The sequence below is a fragment of the Amycolatopsis sp. FBCC-B4732 genome, assembly GCF_023008405.1.
Taxonomy (GTDB): Bacteria; Actinomycetota; Actinomycetes; order Mycobacteriales; family Pseudonocardiaceae; genus Amycolatopsis; species Amycolatopsis pretoriensis_A.
The window spans coordinates 9,554,309-9,573,579 of the sequence record NZ_CP095376.1; the positions used below are offsets into that span (position 1 = coordinate 9,554,309).

Consider the following 19,271-nt stretch of genomic DNA (forward strand, 5'->3'; position numbering starts at 1 on the left):
TCGCTCCACGCCCTGACCCTGGGCATTCTGCTGCATCGGGGTGTTCGTGACCACCGTGGCGCGACGTGAAGTTACTCACGGGTAACTTATGCGGGCTCCGCGATGACGATGCGGTTCTCCTCGTAGCCGTCCGAACCGCCGACCCAGCGGCCGCCACAGGTCGCCAGCACCACGCGGTGCGGGCCGGACTGGCCGAAGAGGTCGTCGGCCTGGGCGGGCAGGTCGTTCTTGTGGACGGTGAGCAGCTGGGAGATGCGGTAGCGCCAGGTCTTCCCGGCCTTGTCCACGATGGTCACCTCGGCGCCGATCCGGGCGTTCCACAGCTCGGCGAACGGCCCGGTGGCGCCCCGCCAGTTGACGTGCCCGGCGAAGACGCTGGCACCGCCGGCCGCGTCGAGCTCGGCGCCCCACCAGGTCGCCTGGCCGAGGTTGTCGGGGACGGGCAGTTCACCGCCGGGGCCGAGGTCCTTGCGCACGAGGGTGGCGGTACCGCCGGCGGGGAGCCGCACGGTGCCGGGTTGCTGCGGAGCCGGCGGCGCGGTGGACGGCTGCGCGGCCGGGGCGGCGGGGGTGCTCGTCGCCGGCGGTGGCGGTGGCGGCGGTGTGGGGGTGGGTGCGGCCGGCCGGGCGGCTGGGGCGGCGGCACCGGCGGCGGGCAGCGCGGTCCCGGCCACGACGGCCACGGGTGGCGAGGTGACCACGGAGGACCCCAGCTGCAGGCCGACGACGGTCGCGGCCCCGAGCGCGAACCCGACGAGCAACCGCCCCCGACGCGCCTTCGGCCCACCCGGGCGGCGGCAGTCGCCGGGTTGCGAAGCGTCGGCGGTCGCCCAGCTGGTTGCCGGGTGCTGCGGGTCGTGGTCGGCGGCCAGGCCGGTGCCCTGCCGCTGCGAAGCGTTGGCGGTCGCCCAGCTGGTTGCCGGGTGCTGCGGGTCGCGGTCGGCGGCCAAGCCGGCGCCCTGCTGCTGCGAAGCATCGCCGGCCGCGGCCCAGTCGGTGTCCCGGTGCGGCTGCTCCTCACCAGCCGCCCAGCCCACTCCCTGGTGCCACTCCTCGATGAACCAGCTCTCGCCCCGCCAGCGCTCGCCGGCGTCGTTCGCCACGCCGTTACCTCCGCGAAGCGCGCCGCGCCGCGAAGCCCGCCAGGCCGGCGCCCAGCAGCACCAGCAAGCCGATCCCCGCCAGGCCCAGCCCCGAATAGCTCGTCTCGACCGTCCCCCGCATCATCGCGACCGGGGCGTCGCCGGCCGGGATCGCGCGCGGGACCTCGTTCGGCTTGTTCGACACCGTCAGCGCCAGCGTCTCGCCCGGTTTCACCGTGCCGCACGCCGACGGCGGGTTGCCCGGGTCGTAAGCGTTCGTGTACCCCGGCGGCGGGCTCGCCTCCACCACGCAGATCTCCTGCGGTGCCCGGAGGTTCTCGACCGTCACCCCGCCGGTCGCGCCGTCGGTCGTGACGACCGCGGGCTTGCCGTCGGCGCCCGTCAGGGGCTTGCCGTCCGCACCGAGGGCCGCGGACGTCTTGTCCGCGCCCGTGATCCGCAGGACCGCGCCGCCGACGCCCTTGCCCGTGTTCGCGTCCGTCTTCGTCACCTGCACCTTGCCGGGCTTCGCGACTTCGACGACGCCCTGCGCGGTCAGCTCCTGCTCGCCGCCGGTGGAGACGACGCGCTGCGCCGCCGTGTCGACCGGCAGCCGGACGTAGGGCCGGGCGGCCGGCGCGGACAGCGACGCCACCAGCTTCGGCCGCTCGCCCGTCGGGGTCAGCTTCACCTTCACCGTGCCGTCGGGGCCGGTCTTCAGCGTGACGTCCTTCGCGGCGGCCTGCGGGCTCGAGTTGCCCGCCGGGTCCCCAGCCGGTTCGCCGAGGGTGCCGGCCGTCGCCGTCAGCTTCACCGGGACGTCCGGGACGCCCTTGCCCTTGGCGTTCTTCACGGTCGCGGTCCACTCGGCCGGTTCACCGAGGTGCTGGTCGCCCTTCGGCGCGGTCACCGACGCCGTCCACGGCCCGCGGTTGGTCTCGGCGTCCGTCCGCAACCGCTTGACGGCGTCGGCGGAGTCCTTGCTCATCGCCTTCAGGTACCCGTCCGCGTCGTAGGCGATCTCGTCCGCGGGCAGGTTCGGGTCGAGGTCGCCGGAGGTGCGTGATGGCGCGGTCCACGAGTGCAGCAGGTGCGCGAGCGCGGTCGCCTCGTCGGGGTTCTTCGTGCCGCCGTAGCGCAGCAGCAGGTACGAGATGTTCGCCGCCACGTCCGCGGGCAGCTTCGTGCCCCACTTCGTCAGCAGTTCGTCGCCGGGTTTGTACGGCTCGTCGGTGTTCGGCGCGCGGAGCCGGAAGCTCACGCAGAACACCTGCTCCCCGCCGACGACGTACGACCCCAGCCAGACCGGGCGCGGCGCCGGGTCGGCGCCGACCCGGTGGCCGATGCCCTCCTGGCTCGCGGCCGACGCCGCGGTCGCGGAGAGCGCGCCGAGCAGCGTCGCGGCGAACAGGGCGATGAGCACGCGGATGCCCGCGCGCGGGCGTGTCGACCACCTCATGGTGTGCAGGCTCCTTCGTCGGCCGCGCGGCGACGGCTCACAGCGTCTCCGCAGGTCACACGATTGATCAACTCCCCGACGCGCGTACGGTGAACGACCGGGCACGCCAGGTGAGCGTCGCGCCGAGGGGGCCCGGCTGTCTACCGCCCTTCGAGTGGCGGTCGCCGAACGGTCGTGATCGTGGTCGCATAACGTGTCCGCCGTGGCCAGGGGGCCGCCGTCGAGTAAAGTCGTCTTTACTCGACGGGAACCGCACGTCCCCGGCGGTCGTTGAACCCGATGCAGCGTCGATCCACAAAGCAGCAGATCCAGGAGGATCAGGTGCGTTCCAGTAGCAACCCGGCGTTCCGCAACCTGCCCCACGGCGGAACCCAGACTTACGGGCAGTACGGCCCCCCGGTGGGCTTCAACCAACCCCAGGGCGGCGTGCCCGGGTACGGCCCCGGCCAGGCCGCCTCCGGCGAGGGCGACCGCCCGATGACCGTCGACGACGTCGTCGTCAAGACCGGCATGAGCCTCGGCGTCGCGCTGCTCGTCGGGATCGTCACCGCGATCTGGGCCCAGAACACGCTGGCCGAGACCGGCCGGCTGTCCGGCCCGCTCCTCGGCGCGATGCTCGGCGGCCTGGTCGTCGGGCTCGTGATCTCCCTGGTGATTATTTTCCGCCAGAAGCCGAGCGGTCCGCTGACCCTCGTCTACTCCGCCGCCGAAGGCCTGTTCCTCGGTGCGCTGAGCGGTGTCTTCGAGGTCGTCTACAAGGGCATCGCGCTGCAGGCGATCGTCGGCACCGCGGGCGTCTTCATCGGCATGCTGGTGGTCTACAAGACCGGCGCGGTGAAGGTGACGCCGAAGCTGACGAAGTGGATCGTCGGCGCCGTCGTCGGGGTCGCGATCCTGATGCTGTTCAACCTGATCAGTGCGCTGGTCTTCGGCTTCAACCCGCTGCGTGACGGCGGCCCGCTCGCCATCGTCTTCAGCATCGTCTGCATCGGCATCGCGGCGTTCAGCTTCCTGCTCGACTTCGACCAGGCCGACCGGATGATCCGCGAGGGCATGCCGTCGAAGTGGGCCTGGTACACCGCGTTCGGCCTGATGACCACGCTGGTCTGGCTGTACCTGGAAATCCTCCGGCTGCTGTCCTACCTTCGTGAGTAACCCTGGCTCATAGCTTCCGAATGACTACACAGTGAAGGCGCTCCGTAATCAACGGGGCGCCTTTTCTGTGGGTAATTCGTGCATTCGGGGACCCCGCTGCGGATCTCGCTCACCCTGCGTGTTTGATGTGCCGGTCGGTTCTTCATTTCACATGTGTGAGGTTCACAGTGAGCGTTCCCCCTCCGGCCCCCGGGGGCCAGCAGCCGGTGGGTCAGCCCGATCCCTACGGACCGCCTCCCGGCGGTCAGCCGCAGCAGCAGTACGGCCAGCCCGGCACGCCGCCGCACGGCCAGCCGCAGGGGCAGCCCGGCCAGTACGGCCCGCCGCCGGGGCAGTTCCCGCCCGGGCAGTTCCCGCCCGGCCAGGGCTTCCCGCCCGCGCCGCCGGTGCCGAAGAAGTCGAAGGCCGGCACGTTCATCAAGTTCGGCATCGTCGGCGTCGTCGTGATCGTCGCCGTCGTCGTGGGGATCGTTTCGTTCGCGAACTCGCCCGCCAGCTCCGCCGCCGGTGACTGCCTCACGATCACCGAGTTCACCCGGGGCGGGGACGACCCGGCGAAGGCCGACTGCAACGACCCGAAGGCCAACGTCAAGATCGCCGCCAAGCTCGACAGCGCGTCCGACCAGTGCCCCGGCGGGTCCGACGCCGGCTACGACACCTACTCGGTCAGCGGCCGCAGCTCGTACAAGCTGTGCCTGATGATCAACGCGAAGCAGGGCGACTGCCTCGCGAACTTCACGTCGCAGACCAAGGGCTACCTGAAGGTGCCCTGCACCGACCCCACCAAGGACGGCGAACTGGTGAAGGTCGTCTCGGGTCAGGCGGACAAGGGCCTCTGCGAGGGCACGGAGGCCACGCGCGTGGCCGTCTACCCGTCGCCGGCGACGACGATGTGCGTCAAGACGAACGAATAGCCCGCCGGTCACCGCGGCTCGTCCCACAGTGTGCGACGAGCTGCGGTGAATCGATCACCGGATCTAGCTTTGGCGGGTGGCGACGACCGAATCCCCAGCCGGTGACCAGAAGTTCCTCGAATTCCCCACCTCCTGCGCCGCGCCGGCGCCGCGGCCGGAGGAGCCCGTCCGCGGCGTGCCGCTGGCCGTCGCGGGTGCGCTCGCGGCCGGCCTGACCTGGTACGTCTGGGCGAGCCACGGCGCCAAGTTCGGCGTCCTGCTGCTGCTCGGCCTGGGCCTCGGGCTGGCGCTGTTCCACTCGCGCTTCGGCTTCACGTCGGCGTGGCGCCAGCTCATCGCCGTCGGCAACGGCCAGGGCCTGCGGGCCCACACCCTCCTGCTCGGCACCGCCGCGACGCTCATCGCGCTGATCGCGGGCACCGGCAGCGGGCTGTTCGGCAGCAAGCCGGCCCCGACGGCGGGCGCGCTCGGCCTCGCCCTCTTCGTCGGCGCGACGCTCTTCGCGATCGGCATGCAGCTCGGCGGCGCGTGCGCGTCCGGCACGCTCTTCGCGGTCGGGTCCGGCCAGTCGACGATCGTGCTGACCCTCGGCGGCTTCATCGCCGGCTCGGTGCTCTACACGTGGGCGTACCCGGTGCTGTCGGGCTGGCCCGAGTTCAAGGGCGTGCTGCTGGCCGACCACGTCGGCTGGTTCGGCTCCTGGGCGATCACGATCGCCGTGCTCGCCGCGATCGTCCTGGGCACGCGCGCGGTGCAGCGCCGCCGGACGCCGCCGCCGACCGACGTCGTGCCGACCGCGCGCGGCTTCGCCCGTGTCTTCCGCGGTTCGTGGCCGATGCTCGCCGGCGCGGTCGTGCTGGGCGTGCTGGCCGGCGCGGTGTTCCTGGTCTCCGGCGGGATCTGGGGCGTCACGAGCGCGTTTTCGTTGTGGGGCGCGAAGATCCTGCAGGTCTTCGGGCTGCACCCGGAGTCGTGGGAGTTCTGGCGGCAGAAGGCGAACGCGACGTCGCTGGCCAACCCGATCTGGCGCGACAAGACCAGCCTGACCGACATCGGCATCATGATCGGCGCCGCGGTGGCCGCCGCGGCCGCGGGTGCGTGGAAGATCCACAGCTCGATCCCGTGGCGCACGGCCGTCGCCGCGCTCGTCGGCGGGATCCTGATGGGCGTCGGCGCGCGGATGGCGGGCGGCTGCAACATCGGCGCGTACCTCGGCGGCATCTCCACCGGCAGCCTGCACGGCTGGCTGTGGGGCGTCTTCGCCCTCGGCGGCACGTGGGTCGGCCTGAAGCTGCGCCCGCTGTTCGGCCTGGCGAACCCGGTGCCGACCGACAGCGTCTGCTGAAACCACGGCGAAGGCCCCCACTCGGGAGTGGGGGCCTTCGCCCGTTTTCAGCAGACACCGTCGGGATCAGGAAAGGCGCTCGATGATGAGCGCCATGCCCTGGCCACCGCCGACGCACATCGTCTCGAGGCCGAACTGCTTGTCGTGGTGCTGCAACGAGTTGATCAGCGTCGAGGTGATCCGGGCGCCGGTCATGCCGAACGGGTGACCGACCGCGATCGCGCCGCCGTTGACGTTCAGCCGGTCCAGGTCGATGCCCAGGTCCTGGTACGACGGGATGACCTGCGCGGCGAAGGCCTCGTTGATCTCGACGAGGTCGATGTCGCCGATGGACAGCCCCGCGCGCGAGAGCGCCTGCTTGGACGCCTCGACCGGGCCGTAGCCCATGATCTCCGGCGAAAGGCCGGTCACGCCGGTGGACACGATCCGCGCCAGCGGCGTCAGGCCCAGCTCGCGCGCCTTGGTGTCGGACATGATGACCAGCGCCGCGGCGCCGTCGTTGAGCGCGCAGCAGTTGCCGGCGGTGACCCGGCCGTCGGGGCGGAAGACCGGCTTGAGGCCGGAGACGCCCTCGACCGTGACGCCGGCGCGCGGGCCGTCGTCCTTCGAGACGACCGTGCCGTCCGCCAGGGTCACCGGCGTGATGTCCTTGGCCCAGAAGCCGTCCGCGATGGCCTTCTCGGCGAGGTTCTGCGAGCGGACGCCGAACTCGTCCATCTCTTCGCGGGAAACGCCCTTGAGCCGGGCGAGGTTCTCCGCGGTCTGGCCCATCGCGATGTAGACGTCCGGGACGTTCCCGTCGGTGCGCGGGTCGGTCCAGGTGTCGGTGCCGGACTCGGCGGTCGCCTTGGTGCGGCCTTCGGCGTCGGCGAAGAGCGGGTTGTGGGTGTCGGGCCAGGAGTCCGAGCTGCCCTTGGAGAACCGCGAGACGGTCTCGACGCCGGCCGAGATGAAGACGTCGCCCTCGCCGGCCTTGATCGCGTGGAAGGCCATCCGGGTGGTCTGCAAGCTCGACGAGCAGTACCGGGTGATGGTGCAGCCGGGCAGGTGGTCGTAGCCCAGCTCGACGGCGACCGCGCGGCCCATGTTGAAGCCGGACTCGCCGCCCGGCAGGCCGCAGCCGAGCATCAGGTCGTCGATGTCGGTGGGGTCCAGCTGCGGCACCTTGGCCAGCGCGGCCTGGACCATCTGCACGGTCAGGTCGTCGGGCCGCAGGCTGACCAGCGAGCCCTTGTTGGCGCGCCCGATGGGCGAACGCGCGGCGGAGACGATGACAGCTTCGGGCATGACGGACACATCCTCGTATCGACGGTCACTAAGCGGTTGCTCACATAGTGCCGCCTGGATCCCGGTCCGCAAAGTCGGAGCCGGTGTGAGCTTGCCTGGCCCTACCGGATCCGGAACCGCTCGCGGTACTCGCCCGGCGTCGTCGTCAGCCGGCGGCGGAACGAGCGGGTCAGCGTGGACACCGTGCCGAAACCGCAGGTGGTGGCGACGCGGGAGAGCGTGTCGTCGGTGGTTTCCAGCCGTTGCCGGGCGGCCTCGACGCGCGCGTGCTCGACGTACGCGGCCGGCGTCATGCCCAGCTCCGCCTTGAACACGCGCGTGAGCTGCCGGTCGGTGAGGTGGGCGTGCGCGGCCAGGTCGGCGACCGTCAGCGGCTCGGCGAGGTGGGTGGCGACGTGGTGGCGCAGCTCCTCGACCCGCCGGGTCGCGGACGCCGGTTCGAGGGACACGCTGAACTGGCTCTGCCCGCCGGGCCGCCGGAGGAACATGACGAGCTGGCGGGCGACGCGGGCCGCCGGCTCCGGGCCGAAGTCGTCCTCCACCAGCGCGAGCGCGAGGTCGAGGCAAGCGGTCAGGCCGGCCCCGGTCCACACCTCGCCGTCGCGGATGAAGATCGGGTCGGCGTCGACGGCGACCCCGGGGTGCTCGGCGGCGAGCTGCCGGGCGGTGGACCAGTGCGTGGTGGCGCGCTTGCCTTCGAGCAGCCCGGCGGCCGCGAGCACGTGCGCCCCGACGCAGACGGACGCCACCCGCCGCGCGCCCGCGGCCAGCTCGCGCACGGCGTCGACGACGACGGGATCGCACTCGGCGACGATCTCCCGGTTCTCCCCGACGGTCACCGCACCCGGCACGATCAAGGTGTCGATCGCCCGGCCGGCCAGCTCCCCGAAGGTCACGTCCGGCAGCACCCGCACGCCGGCGGACGTCGTCACCGGGTCCGCCGCCCCGGCCGCGAGGACGACGCGGTAGCCGGACGGCCGGTCCAGTTCCCGGTGCAGCAGCGAGAAAACCTCGGCGGGGCCGGTGACGTCGAGCAGGTCGGCCCCGTCGAACAGGACCACGACGATCAGCCGTTCCATCGGTCTTCGCTCCATGTCGGTTTCTGCGTCTCGCATGTCATTGCCGACACGCCCGGCCGACTTTAGCGTCGGTGGGGTCAACGAGAGCGGAAGGACGAAAAATGCCGAGGACGACGCTGCGGGAGCTCAACGGGCTCGACCGGACCCCCGCCGCACTGGCCGGGTCGACGCTGGTCCTGGTCGACTACCAGAACACGTACACGCGCGGGGTCATGGAACTGGACGGCTGGCGGCCCGCGCTGACCGCCGCCAAGGACCTGCTCGCCGCGGCGCGGGCGGCGGGCGCGAAGGTGATCCACGTCGTCCACGACGGCGGCGCGGGCAGCGCGTACGACGTCCGGACCGACATCGGCGCCATCCACCCGGACGTCGCCCCGGTCGACGGCGAGCCGGTGGTGGTGAAGGCCGCGCCGAACGCCTTCGTGGGAACGGACCTGGGCGAGCGGATCGACGCGGCGGGCCACGAGGACGTGATCGTCGTGGGCTTCATGACCAACATGTGCGTCACGTTCACCGCGGAGGGCGCGTTCCTGCGCGGCAACACCCCGACGGTGGTGGCGGAGGCGTGCGCGACCCGCCCCTTGGCGACGGCGGTCGCGGAGGTGACTTCCGAGCAGCTGCACCACAGCGCGCTGGCGACGATCGCGGATCTGTACGGGGTGGTCGTGGCGACCGCGGCCGATCTGCGGTAGCGCGGCCCGGCGTTTCGGTGGCGGCCGCTTGGGAGCCGGGCCCCGGGTGGCGGTCGCGGCGGCGGGCCGGGCCGGAACCGCGCCGGGTTTCGGTGGCGCTCGCCCGGAAGTCGGTCGCGGGCGGCGGTCGCGGCGGCGGATCGGGCCGGAACCCGCGCCGGGTTTCGGTGGCGCCCGTCCGGAAGCCTGCCGCGGGCGGTGTGGTCGCGGCCGGTGACCGGACCCGAGCGCGGTCGATCTGCGGTAGCGCGGCCCGGCGTTTCGGTGGCGGCCGCTTGGGAGCCGGGCCCCGGGTGGCGGTCGCGGCGGCGGGCCGGGCCGGAACCGCGCCGGGTTTCGGTGGCGCTCGCCCGGAAGTCGGCGCCGCCCGGAAGCTGGTCGTGGCCGGTGACCGGACCCGAGCGCCGCCGAACCCGGTGTGCGACCGGGCGGTGACTGGCAGGATCGAACCCCGTGGCCAACGAACTCGAGCGCGTGCTGCGGACCAGGACGATCCTGCTGTGGGGCGCCGGGCTCCTGGTGCTCGCCGCGCTGGCGGCCACCCTCCTGCTCGCCCTGCTGGGCGGCGGCCGTCCGGAAGACTCCGCCCGGCTCGACGCGCTCAAGACCGCCGCCAACATCGTCGTCGGGACCGGGGGTGCCGCCGCGCTGCTGCTCGCCGCGCGGCGGCAGCGGTCCGCCGAGCTGGATCTGGTGCAGAAGGACCACGACGCCACCGAACGGCGGGTCACCGAGATCTACGGCAAGGCCGCCGACCAGCTCGGCAGCGACAAGGCGCCCGTGCGGCTCGCCGGGCTCTACTCGCTCGAACGGCTCGCCGGCGGGTACCCGGAGCACCGGCAGACGATCGTCAACGTCCTCTGCGCCTACCTGCGGATGCCGTACGTGCAAGGCGACGAACACCGCGAGGAGCTGCAGGTCCGCAAGACCGCGCAGCGCATCCTCCTGATGCACCTGCGGCCCGGGAAGCCCGAAGCGCCGAACACCGGGTACTGGCCGGACATCGACCTCGACTTTTCCGGTGCGACTCTGGTCGGGCTCACCCTCACGCACTGCGTGATCCGTTCGATCGTCTGCTACGACGCGGAGTTTCTCGAACTCACGCTGTTCCGCGGTACCGAATTCCGCACCAAAGCCGACTTCAACAAGGCCCAGTTCAAAGACCGCGTCGATTTCCGGGGAACCGTTTTCGGCGGCGAGCGCGACTCCTTCAACGGCGCCGTTTTCGCTGGTCCGGCCGATTTCGGCACGAAGACGACCGCGCGGCTCGCCGGTGCGGAGGCGCAACGCGGGTTTCCGCGGACCTGGCCGCCGGGCTGGGAAGAACGGCCGATCGCCGACCGGCCGGGCTGGGCGGAATTGACACGAAAGGGTGAGCCGGGGCAACCGGCGGGCCGATAGGATCGTGTTTCCGATGAAGTCGCCGTTCCACGACACGGGAGGTGAACTGGCGATGATCACCACCTGGGCCGCTCGCTCCGGGCCCTTGATCCTGCGGACGGACTGCCGCGTGCCGATCGGCGCCGGGCGGACCCTCCGGGACGGGATGACGGCTCAGCGTGCGGCGGCCCTCGGGCCGGAACCGGTGTGGACGAGCGGCTTGGTGGCTGCCTGAAGGGTCCTCGCCGGGCGGTCCGACCTCGCCATCGCTGCCCGGCATCGCCGACGCGCACCCGGAGGCCCCCGGACCCCGATCGCGCGTGAGTGGACCGTGAGGTGGACAACGCCACCGGTCGGCCGTTTAGGCTGGCGGTCGTGGAGTACGCAGAGCACATCGCAGACCTCGTGGGCAACACCCCGCTGGTCAAGCTGAACTCGTTGACCAAGGGGCTCAAGCCGCTCGTGCTGGCCAAGGTCGAGTACCTGAACCCGGGTGGCTCGGTCAAGGACCGGATCGCGCTGCGCATGATCGAGGCGGCCGAACGCTCCGGTGAGCTGCGCCCCGGCGGCACGATCGTGGAACCGACGTCCGGGAACACCGGCGTCGGCCTGGCCATGGTCGCGCAGCGCAAGGGCTACCAGTGCGTCTTCGTCTGCCCGGACAAGGTCAGCGAAGACAAGCGCAACGTCCTCAAGGCCTACGGCGCCCGCGTCGTGGTCTGCCCGACCGCGGTCGCGCCCGAGCACCCGGACTCCTACTACAACGTCTCCGACCGCCTGGTCCGCGAGATCGACGGCGCCTGGAAGCCCAACCAGTACGCCAACGCGCAGAACCCGGAGAGCCACTACCTCTCCACCGGGCCCGAGCTGTGGAAGCAGACCGACGGCAAGATCACGCACTTCGTCGCGGGCGTCGGCACCGGCGGCACGATCTCCGGCACCGGCAAGTACCTCAAGGAGGTCAGCGACGGCCGCGTGCAGGTGGTCGGCGCCGACCCGGAGGGCTCGGTCTACTCCGGCGGCAGCGGCCGGCCGTACCTGGTCGAGGGCGTCGGCGAGGACTTCTGGCCGGACACCTACGACCGGAACATCGCCGACGAGATCATCCCGATCTCCGACGCCGACTCCTTCCAGGTCACCCGCCGGCTCGCGCTGGAAGAGGGCCTGCTGGTCGGCGGCTCCTGCGGGATGGCCGTCGCCGCCGCGCTGAAGCTCGCCGAGCGGCTCACCGAGGACGACGTCGTGGTCGTGCTGCTGCCCGACGGCGGCCGCGGCTACCTGACGAAGGTCTTCAACGACACCTGGATGTCCTCCTACGGCTTCCTGCCGCCGGACTCCTCCGGCGCGACGGTCGCCGACGTGCTCACCAAGAAGAGCGGGCACCTGCCGACGCTGGTGCACTCGCACCCGAACGAGACGGTCGCCGAGGCCATCGCGATCCTGGCCGAGTTCGGCGTCAGCCAGATGCCCGTGGTCAGCGCGGAGCCGCCGGTGATGGCGGCCGAGGTCGTCGGCGCGGTCAACGAGCGCGACCTGCTCGACGCGCTGTTCACCGGCAAGGCGCAGCTGGCCGACCGGCTCGACCGGCACATGTCGCCGCCGCTGCCCACGATCGGCGGCGGTGAGCAGGTGGGTTCCGCGATGACCGCGCTCGAGAGCGCGGACGGCGCCCTCGTGCTGGTCGACGGCAAGCCCGCCGGGGTCGTCACCCGGCACGACCTCCTGGGCTTTCTGGCCGGACGCTGAACTACGGCTGAGAAGTGTCTTAATCGGCGGACCCGGCAGGGGCGTTACGAGCGCCCTGCCGGGTGATCCGATAGCGTGAGCGCGAGTAGAACACTTTCGCGTCCTCGTCAAGGGGGTTCAAGACCCACATGAGTGCACCGCAGCCACCGAACCAGCCGTGGGGTGGCGGCCAGCCACCTCAAGGCCCGCCGAGTGGCCCCCAGCCGCAGCAGGACCCGTTCGGCAGCCCGGAACCGACCCAGGTCGTCCAGCCCGCCCAGCCTCAGCAGGGCGGTTCCCCGTTCGGGGAGACGCCTGAGCCGACCCAGGTCGTCCAGCCGGGTGACGGCGGGGCGGGCGCGACCCAGGCGATGCCGCCGGTCGACGCGAACGCGACCCAGATGGTGAACCCGGTCGGCGGCGACGCCCCGGTCGCGGACTCCACGCAGCTGGTGCCCCCGGGCTCCCAGCCGCCGGCGATCCCGTACACCCCGCCGCCGAGCGCGGCCGACAACCCGGCCGCGGCGTTCGGCCAGCAGCAGGGCGGCTTCGGCCACCCCGGTCAGCAGGGCGGGTTCGGGCAGCAGCCGGGCGGCTTCGGCCAGCCGGGGCAGCAGCCCCCGCAGGGCTTCGGCGGCCCCGGGTTCGGCGGCCCGCAGCAGCCCGGTTTCGGCGGGCAGCCGCAGCAGCCGTTCGGTGCCGCTCCGGCGGCCGGCGGCGGCAACGGCCTCTTCGGCTACATCGCCGGCGGCGTCGTCGCGGTGCTCGGCCTGATCGCGCTGATCATCTCCTTCGGCTACATGGGCGACGCGAGCGACTACTCGAAGCTCTTCGACAGCGCGCCGAGCCAGGAAGCCATCAAGGACGTCCTCGACCGGCTGGGCATCATCGGCCCGGGCACCGTGTGGTTCTACGTCGTGATGATCCTGGTGGGCTCGCTGCTCTCCCTGGCCGGCGGTGTCGGCCTGGCGCTCGCGGGCAAGCTGGGCGGCATCAAGAAGTTCGTCCCGATCGTGGTCGTCGCGGGCGGCGCGCTCCTCACGCTGTTCGCGCTGCTGCTCAAGATCGGCATGACGCCGAACGCCGAGGCGCTCGCGCAGGTTTCGGCGTCCGCCAAGGACACCTTCGGGCTCGGGCTGCCGCCGCTGATCATCGGCGTCCTCGTCCTCATCGCGGGCGTGCTCGGCCTGGTGCCGGCGACCGCGCAGTTCGTCGGCCTCGGCGGTGGCGGCGGTGCCGCGGCACCGGCCGGGCCGCAGGGCTTCGGCGGTCCGCCGCAGGGCTTCGGCGGCCCGCAGCAGCCGGGCGGCTTCGGCCAGCCGGGTCAGCCCGGCCCGCCGCCGCAGCAGCAGGGTTACGGCCAGCCGCCGCAGGGTTACGGCCCGCCCCCGGGCTACGGCCAGCCGGGCGGCCCCAACCCGGCCAGCGGCGGGTTCCCGCAGCCGTCGAGCGGGGGCTTCGGGCAGCCGGGCCAGCCGCCGCAGCAGGGTGGCTACGGCCAGCCGGGCCAGCCGCCGCACGGCTACCCGCAGCAGCCGGGTCAGCAGCAGGGTTACGGCCAGCCGCCGGGCCAGCAGAGCCCGCCGAGCGGCGGGTTCGGCCAGCCCGGCCAGCCGCCGCAGCAGTGGTGAACTGAGCGCCTTTCGTGCCCCGGAGCCTTTCGGCTCCGGGGCACGCTGCATTTATAGCGGAATTCGCAATTGTCCGAAGAGGACAAAAGGCGTCCGTGCGATCGCGTGACATGATTTCTGCCGCTACCGCACAATAATGATCTTGGGTTCCGCCGTCCGGCCGAATTCCGTTCCGTTTCCGGACTACTTCCCGCATTCCGGTCTAAGGTGAGCGCCGTCGTACTTGAGCTTGCCCGATGGGGGACTGGTGACCGGCTATCCGGTAGCGCGTTCGCATTCGTATTCATCGACTCGGCCATCCGGAGTAACGGCGGTGCTCGCGGGTCTTCTCGGAATTCCGGCCGCGGTCGCGGCGGGCTACGTACCGGTCAAGATCTTTCTCGACATGCCCGCCGAATTCAGCCTCGGCGCATTGCCGGGTCTGGTGCTGGTGGACTTCGCCGGCTACCTCGTCGCGGGGCTCGTCCTGCTCATCGGTTCCCTGGCCACGCTGTTCCGCGCGACGGCGGGCGCGGTCCTGCTCGGCATCGGCGCGCTGCTGGCCATCGGCGCGCTGCTCACCGAGCCGCTGTCGGTCGGCGTACCGCCGGCCCGCTTCGCCGACGCGATGTTCACCCACGGCGGCCTCGCGATGGTGGACCGGGTCGGCCTCGCCACGCTGGCGGTGCTCGTGCTGGTCCTGGCGTTCCTGCCGCCGACGTTCCGCTACCTGCGCTACCGCGCCGCGCTGCCGGTGATGTCCGGTCCGGGCGCGTACCCGTCTTCGTCGCGGAGCTGGTGACTTCCGCCCCCGAGGAGCACGCACGGTAACCGGCCGTATCCTCATCAGCCGTACCCGCCCCGGCCGCAGGGCGGCCGACCACCTGGCCGGTGACCGCTTGACCACCTCCACCGAAGGCCGCACCGCCCTCGCCGCCGCGGCGCTCGCGCTGCTCGGCGGGCTGCTCTACGCCGCGGGGTTCGTCCTCGACGTCGTCACGCTGGTCCGCTTCCCGGCCGACGCCGCCCGCGCCGCCCTCCACGCGGCGGTCGACGCCGTCCTCGCGTCGGTCCTGCTGTCCGGTGGCCTCCTGCTGCCGCGGCAGCACCCGGCCGGCCGCCTCGGCTGCGTGGCCGGCAGCACGGCGGCGCTGCTCGCGACGCTGACGTCGCTGGTGCTGGCGGCCACCGGGCTCGCCGTGGTCGACCTCGGCGGCCCGGGCGACCTGGCCGCCGGCGGGGTGGCCGCGCTCGCGCTGGTGCTGCCGCCGTCGGTCGCCACCCTGGCGCTGGCCGCCTCCCGCCCGGCCGCCCGATGGGTCGGGGTGAGCACCGTCTGATCTCCGGCCGTGCGGAGTTGAAGGCGCCGGTGTCGATCTCCGCGGGCCCGGTGACCTGGGCCGCAGGCGGACCGGCTCACCCGACTGAGTCCCATCCCACCTGACGGGAATGTTCAGGCCAGGCCTTACGCTGAACAGATGGTGGACGACTACTCCGAACTGGGCTTCGAGACCCGCGCGATTCACGCGGGGCAGAAGCCCGACCCCCGCACCGGCGCGGTGATCGTGCCGATCTACCAGACCTCGACCTACGCGCAGGACGGCGTGGGCGGGACCCGCGAGGGCGACTACGAGTACTCGCGCACCGCGAACCCGACCCGTTCGGCGCTGGAGGAGGCGCTGGCCTCGCTGGAAGGCGGCCGGCACGCGCTGGCCTTCGCGTCCGGCATGGCCGCGTCCGACGTGGTGCTGCGCAGTACCCTGCGCCCGGGTGACCACCTCGTGCTCGGCAACGACGCGTACGGCGGCACGTTCCGCCTGATCGACAAGGTGCTCAGCCTCTGGGGCGTCGAGCACACCGTCGCGAACCTGGCCGACCTCGACGAGGTGCGCGCGGCGATCCGCCCAGAGACCAAGCTGATCTGGTGCGAGTCGCCGACCAACCCGATGCTCGGCATCGCCGACATCGCGGGGCTGGCCGGGGTGGCGCACGACGCCGGCGCCCGCCTGGTCGTCGACAACACCTTCGCGACGCCGTACCTGCAGAACCCGCTCTCGCTGGGTGCGGACATCGTCCTGCACTCGACGACGAAGTACCTCGGCGGGCACTCCGACGTCGTCGGCGGCGCGATCATCACGAACGAGGACGAGCTGCGCGAGCAGTTCTTCTTCCTCCGCAACTCCGCCGGCGCGGTGCCCGGCCCGTTCGACGCCTGGCTGACGCTGCGCGGCATCAAGACCCTCGCCCTGCGCATGGAGCGCCACAGCGACAACGCCGAGCGCATCGTGCAGGCGCTGGTCAACCACCCGAAGGTGGCGAAGGTCTACTACCCGGGCCTGCCGGAACACCCCGGCCACGAGATCGCCGCGAAGCAGATGCGGCGCTTCGGCGGCATGGTCTCGTTCAGCCACGCGGACGGTGAGCAGGCGGCGTTGGACGTCGCTTCGCGCACGAAGCTGTTCATCCTCGCGGAGTCGCTCGGCGGCATCGAGTCGCTGATCGAGCACCCGGGCAAGATGACGCACGCGAGCACGGCGGGCTCGACCCTGCAGGTCCCGGCGGACCTGCTGCGCCTTTCCGTCGGCATCGAAGACGGCCGCGACCTGGTCGCCGACCTGCTGGCGGCGCTGGACTGAGTCAGTCCAGCTCTTCGGCCAGCCCCACGATGATCCCCTCGGGACCGCGGACGTAGCACAGCCGGAAGATGCCCCCGTACGGCTCGATCTCGCCCACGAGCTCGGCGCCGTGCGGGCGCAGACGGTCGAGGACGTCGTCGAGGTTCTCGTCGAGCGCGAACATGATCCGGCGGTAGCCGAGCGTGTTCGACGGCGCGACCTTCGGCTCCGGCACGACGGCCTTGGGCTGGTGGAACTGCGCTAGCTCGATGCCGCCCTGGCCGTCCGGCATCCGCAGCATCGCGATGTCCTGCTTGACGTCCTCGAGCCCGATCACGCGCTCCGCGAAGCGCCCTTCGAGCGGGCCCTTGCCCTCGAGCCGCATGCCCAGCTCGACGAAGAACGCGATCACCGCGTCCAGGTCGTCGACGACGATGAGGATGTTGTCCATCCGTTTGAGCGCCAACGGGGTTCCTCAGGGGTTGTAGTTGCCGTGCACCACGCCACCGGACTTCGGCGTGCCCGCGGCCGGCAGCTTCGCGCCGTCGACGCAGCCGCCGACCAGCTCGACGTGGCTGTCGTGGCGGATGTACTGGGCCGGTGAGCCGCAGGAGGCGCTGTCCACCGTGATGTACGCGGCTCCGGTGAGCGCCGCGGCCGAGGCCAGCCCGATCACGAGCGGGACCAGCCCGGCGGACCGGGTGGCGCGAGCCCGTCGAGCGTCGTTCCCCCGTGCCATGAGTTGCTCCCTGTTTACCGCGTGTTGACGGGACCCAGGGTACCCGGCCCGCGGTCCGGTCAACCTGTGGATCTCCTGAGTGGCATAGTCCGGCCCATGGAACTCGTCACCCTCGAGCGCATCCAAGCCGCCCGGGAGCTCCTGACCGGAGTGACCCGGGTGACGCCGATGGAGCACGCACGCGACCTGCGGAAGCTCCACGGCGGTCCGGTCCACCTGAAGTGCGAAAACCTGCAGCGCACCGGCTCGTTCAAGATCCGCGGCGCCTACACCCGCATCGCCGGCCTGACCCCGGCCGAACGCGAGCGGGGCGTCGTCGCGGCCAGCGCCGGCAACCACGCGCAGGGCGTCGCGCTGGCGTCGTCGCTGCTCGGCGCCAAGTCCACCGTCTTCATGCCGCTGCGAGCCCCGCTGCCGAAGCTGGCCGCGACCCGCGGGTACGGCGCCGAGGTGCACCTCCACGGCGCGCTGCTGGAGGAGACGCTGCGCGCCGCCGTCGAGTTCGGTGAGCGGACCGGCGCGGTGTTCATCCACCCCTTCGACCACCCGGACGTCATCGCCGGCCAGGGCACGGTCGGCCTGGAGATCCTCGAGCAGGTGCCGGGCGTGAAGACCATCCTGGTCGCCACCGGGGGCGGTGGGCTGGTCGGCGGGGTCGCGTCGGCGGTCAAGGCGCTGCGCCCGGACGTCCGCGTCGTCGGCGTCCAGGCCGCGGAGGCCGCCGCATACCCGCCTTCGCTGGCCGCGGGCGCGCCGGTGCGGCTGGGCCAGACCTCGACCATGGCCGACGGGATCGCGGTCGGCGAGCCCGGCCTGGTCAGCTTCGCGCACGTCGAGTCGCTGGTCGACGACGTCGTGACGGTGTCCGAGCAGTACCTGTCCCGCGCGGTGCTGCTCTGCCTGGAGCGCCGCAAGCTGGTCGTCGAGCCGGCCGGCGCGGCGCCCGTCGCGGCGCTGCTGCAGCACGTCGGCGCCTTCGAACCGCCGGTCGTCGCCATCCTCTCCGGCGGCAACGTCGACCCGGTGCTGCTCCTGCAGATCATCCAGCACGGCATGACCGCCGGCGGCCGCTACCTGCGCCTCCGGCTGCGCGTCCCGGACCGCCCCGGCTCCCTGGTCGGCGTGCTGTCGTGCGTCAGCGAGCTCGGCGCGAACGTGCTCGACGTCGAGCACTCGCGCATCTCCGGCACCCTCGACCTCGGCGAGGCCGACGTCGTACTGGCGCTGGAGACTCGCGGCCCCGAGCACTGCAAGGACGTCGAGCGCGCGCTGACCGACGCCGGTTACACCGTGGTCTGAGGCCGCTTCCGGGGGATCCGGGTGGCAGTGCCCCCGGCCCCCGGACGTCACAGCTGTTCGCCGGTGATGGCCGTGAGCGCGAGGTCCTTCGCGGTCTCCGGCACCTCCGCCGGCGCGGTGAAGCGCCGGGCCCGGATGTGGGCGACCAGCTCCGGGTCCGGCGGCACGCCGTGTTCGCGCAGGTAGTACGCGACCGCGCCGGGCCACGCCCAGGCGCCGTCGGTGCGGAAGTTCATCGGCACCGCGTCCCCGCGGTCGGGCGCGAACGCGTCCGGCCCGTTGCTGCGGGACGCCAGGATCACCGGCGCCGCGTCGAGGTAGGTCAGCACCCGCTCGATCTCGGCGGGCAAGAGCGGCCGGCGGCGGATCAGCGGGCGCCCGGAGGCGTCGAGGCCGTCGTAGATGCGCGGGGTGCGCACCTCGCCGTCACCCGGCGGCGGCGTGAGCGGGGGCAGTCCCGCGCCCTCGCGCAGCCAGCCCGGGATGTGCTCGTCCGCGCGCGGGAAGAACCGCAGCTCGTCCTGGAACCCGATCGGCGGGGGCTGCTGCCGGAACGGCGGCTCGAGGTCCGGCCGCACGAAGTCGACGTCGGGCGCCTGCCCCGGCTCGAACACGAGGATCGCGCCCAGCCAGGTGCCGAAGCCGGGCTGGTACATGCCCGACCGCAGCACGCCGAGCAGCCGCACGGCCTCCGGCGGCGGCTGCGCCACGCGAGGCCGCCCGTCCGGAGCGGTCACCAGCAGGTCGGCCTCGACGTGCCGGCCCGCGGCCCGGTACTCGACCCGCAGCTGCCGCCAGCCCGGCGGGACCGCCGCGGTGAGCGCCGCGCCGATCTGCCGGACGATCTCCTGCTGCTGGTCCGGGCGCAGCGGCCCCGGTGGCTGGGTCAT

General features: G+C 72.4%; 19 protein-coding genes. 12 read left to right on the forward strand and 7 right to left on the reverse strand.

The features are described 5' to 3' along the window. Window positions 1–86: 86 nt before the first annotated feature. Together MUY14_RS43625 and MUY14_RS43630 are read right to left on the reverse strand one after the other, a co-directional pair. The gene (locus MUY14_RS43625; RefSeq protein ID WP_247025521.1) at window positions 87–761 is read right to left on the reverse strand and encodes a class F sortase; all 675 of its coding nucleotides are present in this window, start codon (window positions 759–761) and stop codon (window positions 87–89) included. Between the two features lie 346 nt (window positions 762–1,107). Next, window positions 1,108–2,541 carry a hypothetical protein gene (locus MUY14_RS43630; protein ID WP_247018613.1) on the reverse strand — a complete coding sequence of 478 codons (1,434 nt, stop codon included), beginning with the start codon at window positions 2,539–2,541 and terminating at the stop codon, window positions 1,108–1,110. A gap of 321 nt (window positions 2,542–2,862) precedes the next feature. Between MUY14_RS43630 and MUY14_RS43635 the strand changes: the two genes are divergently transcribed. From MUY14_RS43635 to MUY14_RS43645, 3 genes are all read left to right on the forward strand, one after another. Further along, entirely contained in the window at window positions 2,863–3,696 is an 834-nt protein-coding gene (locus MUY14_RS43635; RefSeq protein WP_247018614.1) for a Bax inhibitor-1/YccA family protein, read from the forward strand. Between the two features lie 206 nt (window positions 3,697–3,902). Then, the gene (locus MUY14_RS43640) at window positions 3,903–4,610 is read left to right on the forward strand and encodes a hypothetical protein (RefSeq protein ID WP_396126886.1); all 708 of its coding nucleotides are present in this window, start codon (window positions 3,903–3,905) and stop codon (window positions 4,608–4,610) included. A gap of 76 nt (window positions 4,611–4,686) precedes the next feature. Continuing rightward, window positions 4,687–5,955: a YeeE/YedE family protein gene (locus MUY14_RS43645; RefSeq protein ID WP_247018618.1), complete on the forward strand. Its 1,269-nt coding sequence runs from the start codon at window positions 4,687–4,689 to the stop codon at window positions 5,953–5,955. Between the two features lie 66 nt (window positions 5,956–6,021). Here the strand turns inward: MUY14_RS43645 and MUY14_RS43650 are convergent, their stop codons facing one another. Beyond that, window positions 6,022–7,242: an acetyl-CoA C-acetyltransferase gene (locus tag MUY14_RS43650; RefSeq protein WP_247018620.1), complete on the reverse strand. Its 1,221-nt coding sequence runs from the start codon at window positions 7,240–7,242 to the stop codon at window positions 6,022–6,024. Window positions 7,243–7,343: 101 nt separating this feature from the next. Next, window positions 7,344–8,321, reverse strand: coding sequence for a GlxA family transcriptional regulator (locus MUY14_RS43655; protein ID WP_247018622.1), 978 nt, complete (start codon window positions 8,319–8,321; stop codon window positions 7,344–7,346). Between the two features lie 101 nt (window positions 8,322–8,422). Between MUY14_RS43655 and MUY14_RS43660 the strand changes: the two genes are divergently transcribed. The 8 genes from MUY14_RS43660 (at window position 8,423) to MUY14_RS43695 (ending at window position 16,364) form a co-directional block, all read left to right on the forward strand. After that, the gene (locus MUY14_RS43660) at window positions 8,423–9,013 is read left to right on the forward strand and encodes an isochorismatase family protein (protein ID WP_247018624.1); all 591 of its coding nucleotides are present in this window, start codon (window positions 8,423–8,425) and stop codon (window positions 9,011–9,013) included. Window positions 9,014–9,466: 453 nt separating this feature from the next. Then, window positions 9,467–10,414 carry a pentapeptide repeat-containing protein gene (locus MUY14_RS43665; RefSeq protein ID WP_247018626.1) on the forward strand — a complete coding sequence of 316 codons (948 nt, stop codon included), beginning with the start codon at window positions 9,467–9,469 and terminating at the stop codon, window positions 10,412–10,414. A 13-nt stretch (window positions 10,415–10,427) separates the two neighbouring features. Further along, the gene (locus MUY14_RS43670) at window positions 10,428–10,628 is read left to right on the forward strand and encodes a hypothetical protein (RefSeq protein WP_247018628.1); all 201 of its coding nucleotides are present in this window, start codon (window positions 10,428–10,430) and stop codon (window positions 10,626–10,628) included. 140 nt (window positions 10,629–10,768) lie between these two features. Then, complete coding sequence (locus MUY14_RS43675) at window positions 10,769–12,139, forward strand: cystathionine beta-synthase (protein ID WP_247018631.1); 1,371 nt, start codon at window positions 10,769–10,771, stop codon at window positions 12,137–12,139. Window positions 12,140–12,267: 128 nt separating this feature from the next. Next, window positions 12,268–13,749, forward strand: a complete 1,482-nt coding sequence (locus MUY14_RS43680; protein WP_247018633.1) for a hypothetical protein — start codon at window positions 12,268–12,270, stop codon at window positions 13,747–13,749. A gap of 385 nt (window positions 13,750–14,134) precedes the next feature. After that, window positions 14,135–14,530, forward strand: coding sequence for a hypothetical protein (locus MUY14_RS43685; protein WP_247018635.1), 396 nt, complete (start codon window positions 14,135–14,137; stop codon window positions 14,528–14,530). A gap of 97 nt (window positions 14,531–14,627) precedes the next feature. Next, window positions 14,628–15,068 carry a hypothetical protein gene (locus MUY14_RS43690; protein ID WP_247018637.1) on the forward strand — a complete coding sequence of 147 codons (441 nt, stop codon included), beginning with the start codon at window positions 14,628–14,630 and terminating at the stop codon, window positions 15,066–15,068. Between the two features lie 138 nt (window positions 15,069–15,206). Beyond that, complete coding sequence (locus tag MUY14_RS43695) at window positions 15,207–16,364, forward strand: cystathionine gamma-synthase (RefSeq protein ID WP_247018639.1); 1,158 nt, start codon at window positions 15,207–15,209, stop codon at window positions 16,362–16,364. Between the two features lies 1 nt (window position 16,365). Here the strand turns inward: MUY14_RS43695 and MUY14_RS43700 are convergent, their stop codons facing one another. Further along, the gene (locus tag MUY14_RS43700) at window positions 16,366–16,809 is read right to left on the reverse strand and encodes a VOC family protein (protein ID WP_247018641.1); all 444 of its coding nucleotides are present in this window, start codon (window positions 16,807–16,809) and stop codon (window positions 16,366–16,368) included. Window positions 16,810–16,818: 9 nt separating this feature from the next. Beyond that, on the reverse strand, window positions 16,819–17,082 hold the full coding sequence (locus MUY14_RS43705; RefSeq protein WP_247018643.1) for a hypothetical protein: 264 nt from the start codon (window positions 17,080–17,082) through the stop codon (window positions 16,819–16,821). 96 nt (window positions 17,083–17,178) lie between these two features. Here MUY14_RS43705 and ilvA point away from each other — a divergent pair, with 96 nt between their 5' ends. Continuing rightward, window positions 17,179–18,381: a threonine ammonia-lyase gene (gene ilvA / locus MUY14_RS43710; protein ID WP_247018645.1), complete on the forward strand. Its 1,203-nt coding sequence runs from the start codon at window positions 17,179–17,181 to the stop codon at window positions 18,379–18,381. A gap of 47 nt (window positions 18,382–18,428) precedes the next feature. Here ilvA and MUY14_RS43715 read toward each other — a convergent pair whose 3' ends face one another. Beyond that, complete coding sequence (locus MUY14_RS43715) at window positions 18,429–19,271, reverse strand: ferredoxin (protein WP_247018647.1); 843 nt, start codon at window positions 19,269–19,271, stop codon at window positions 18,429–18,431.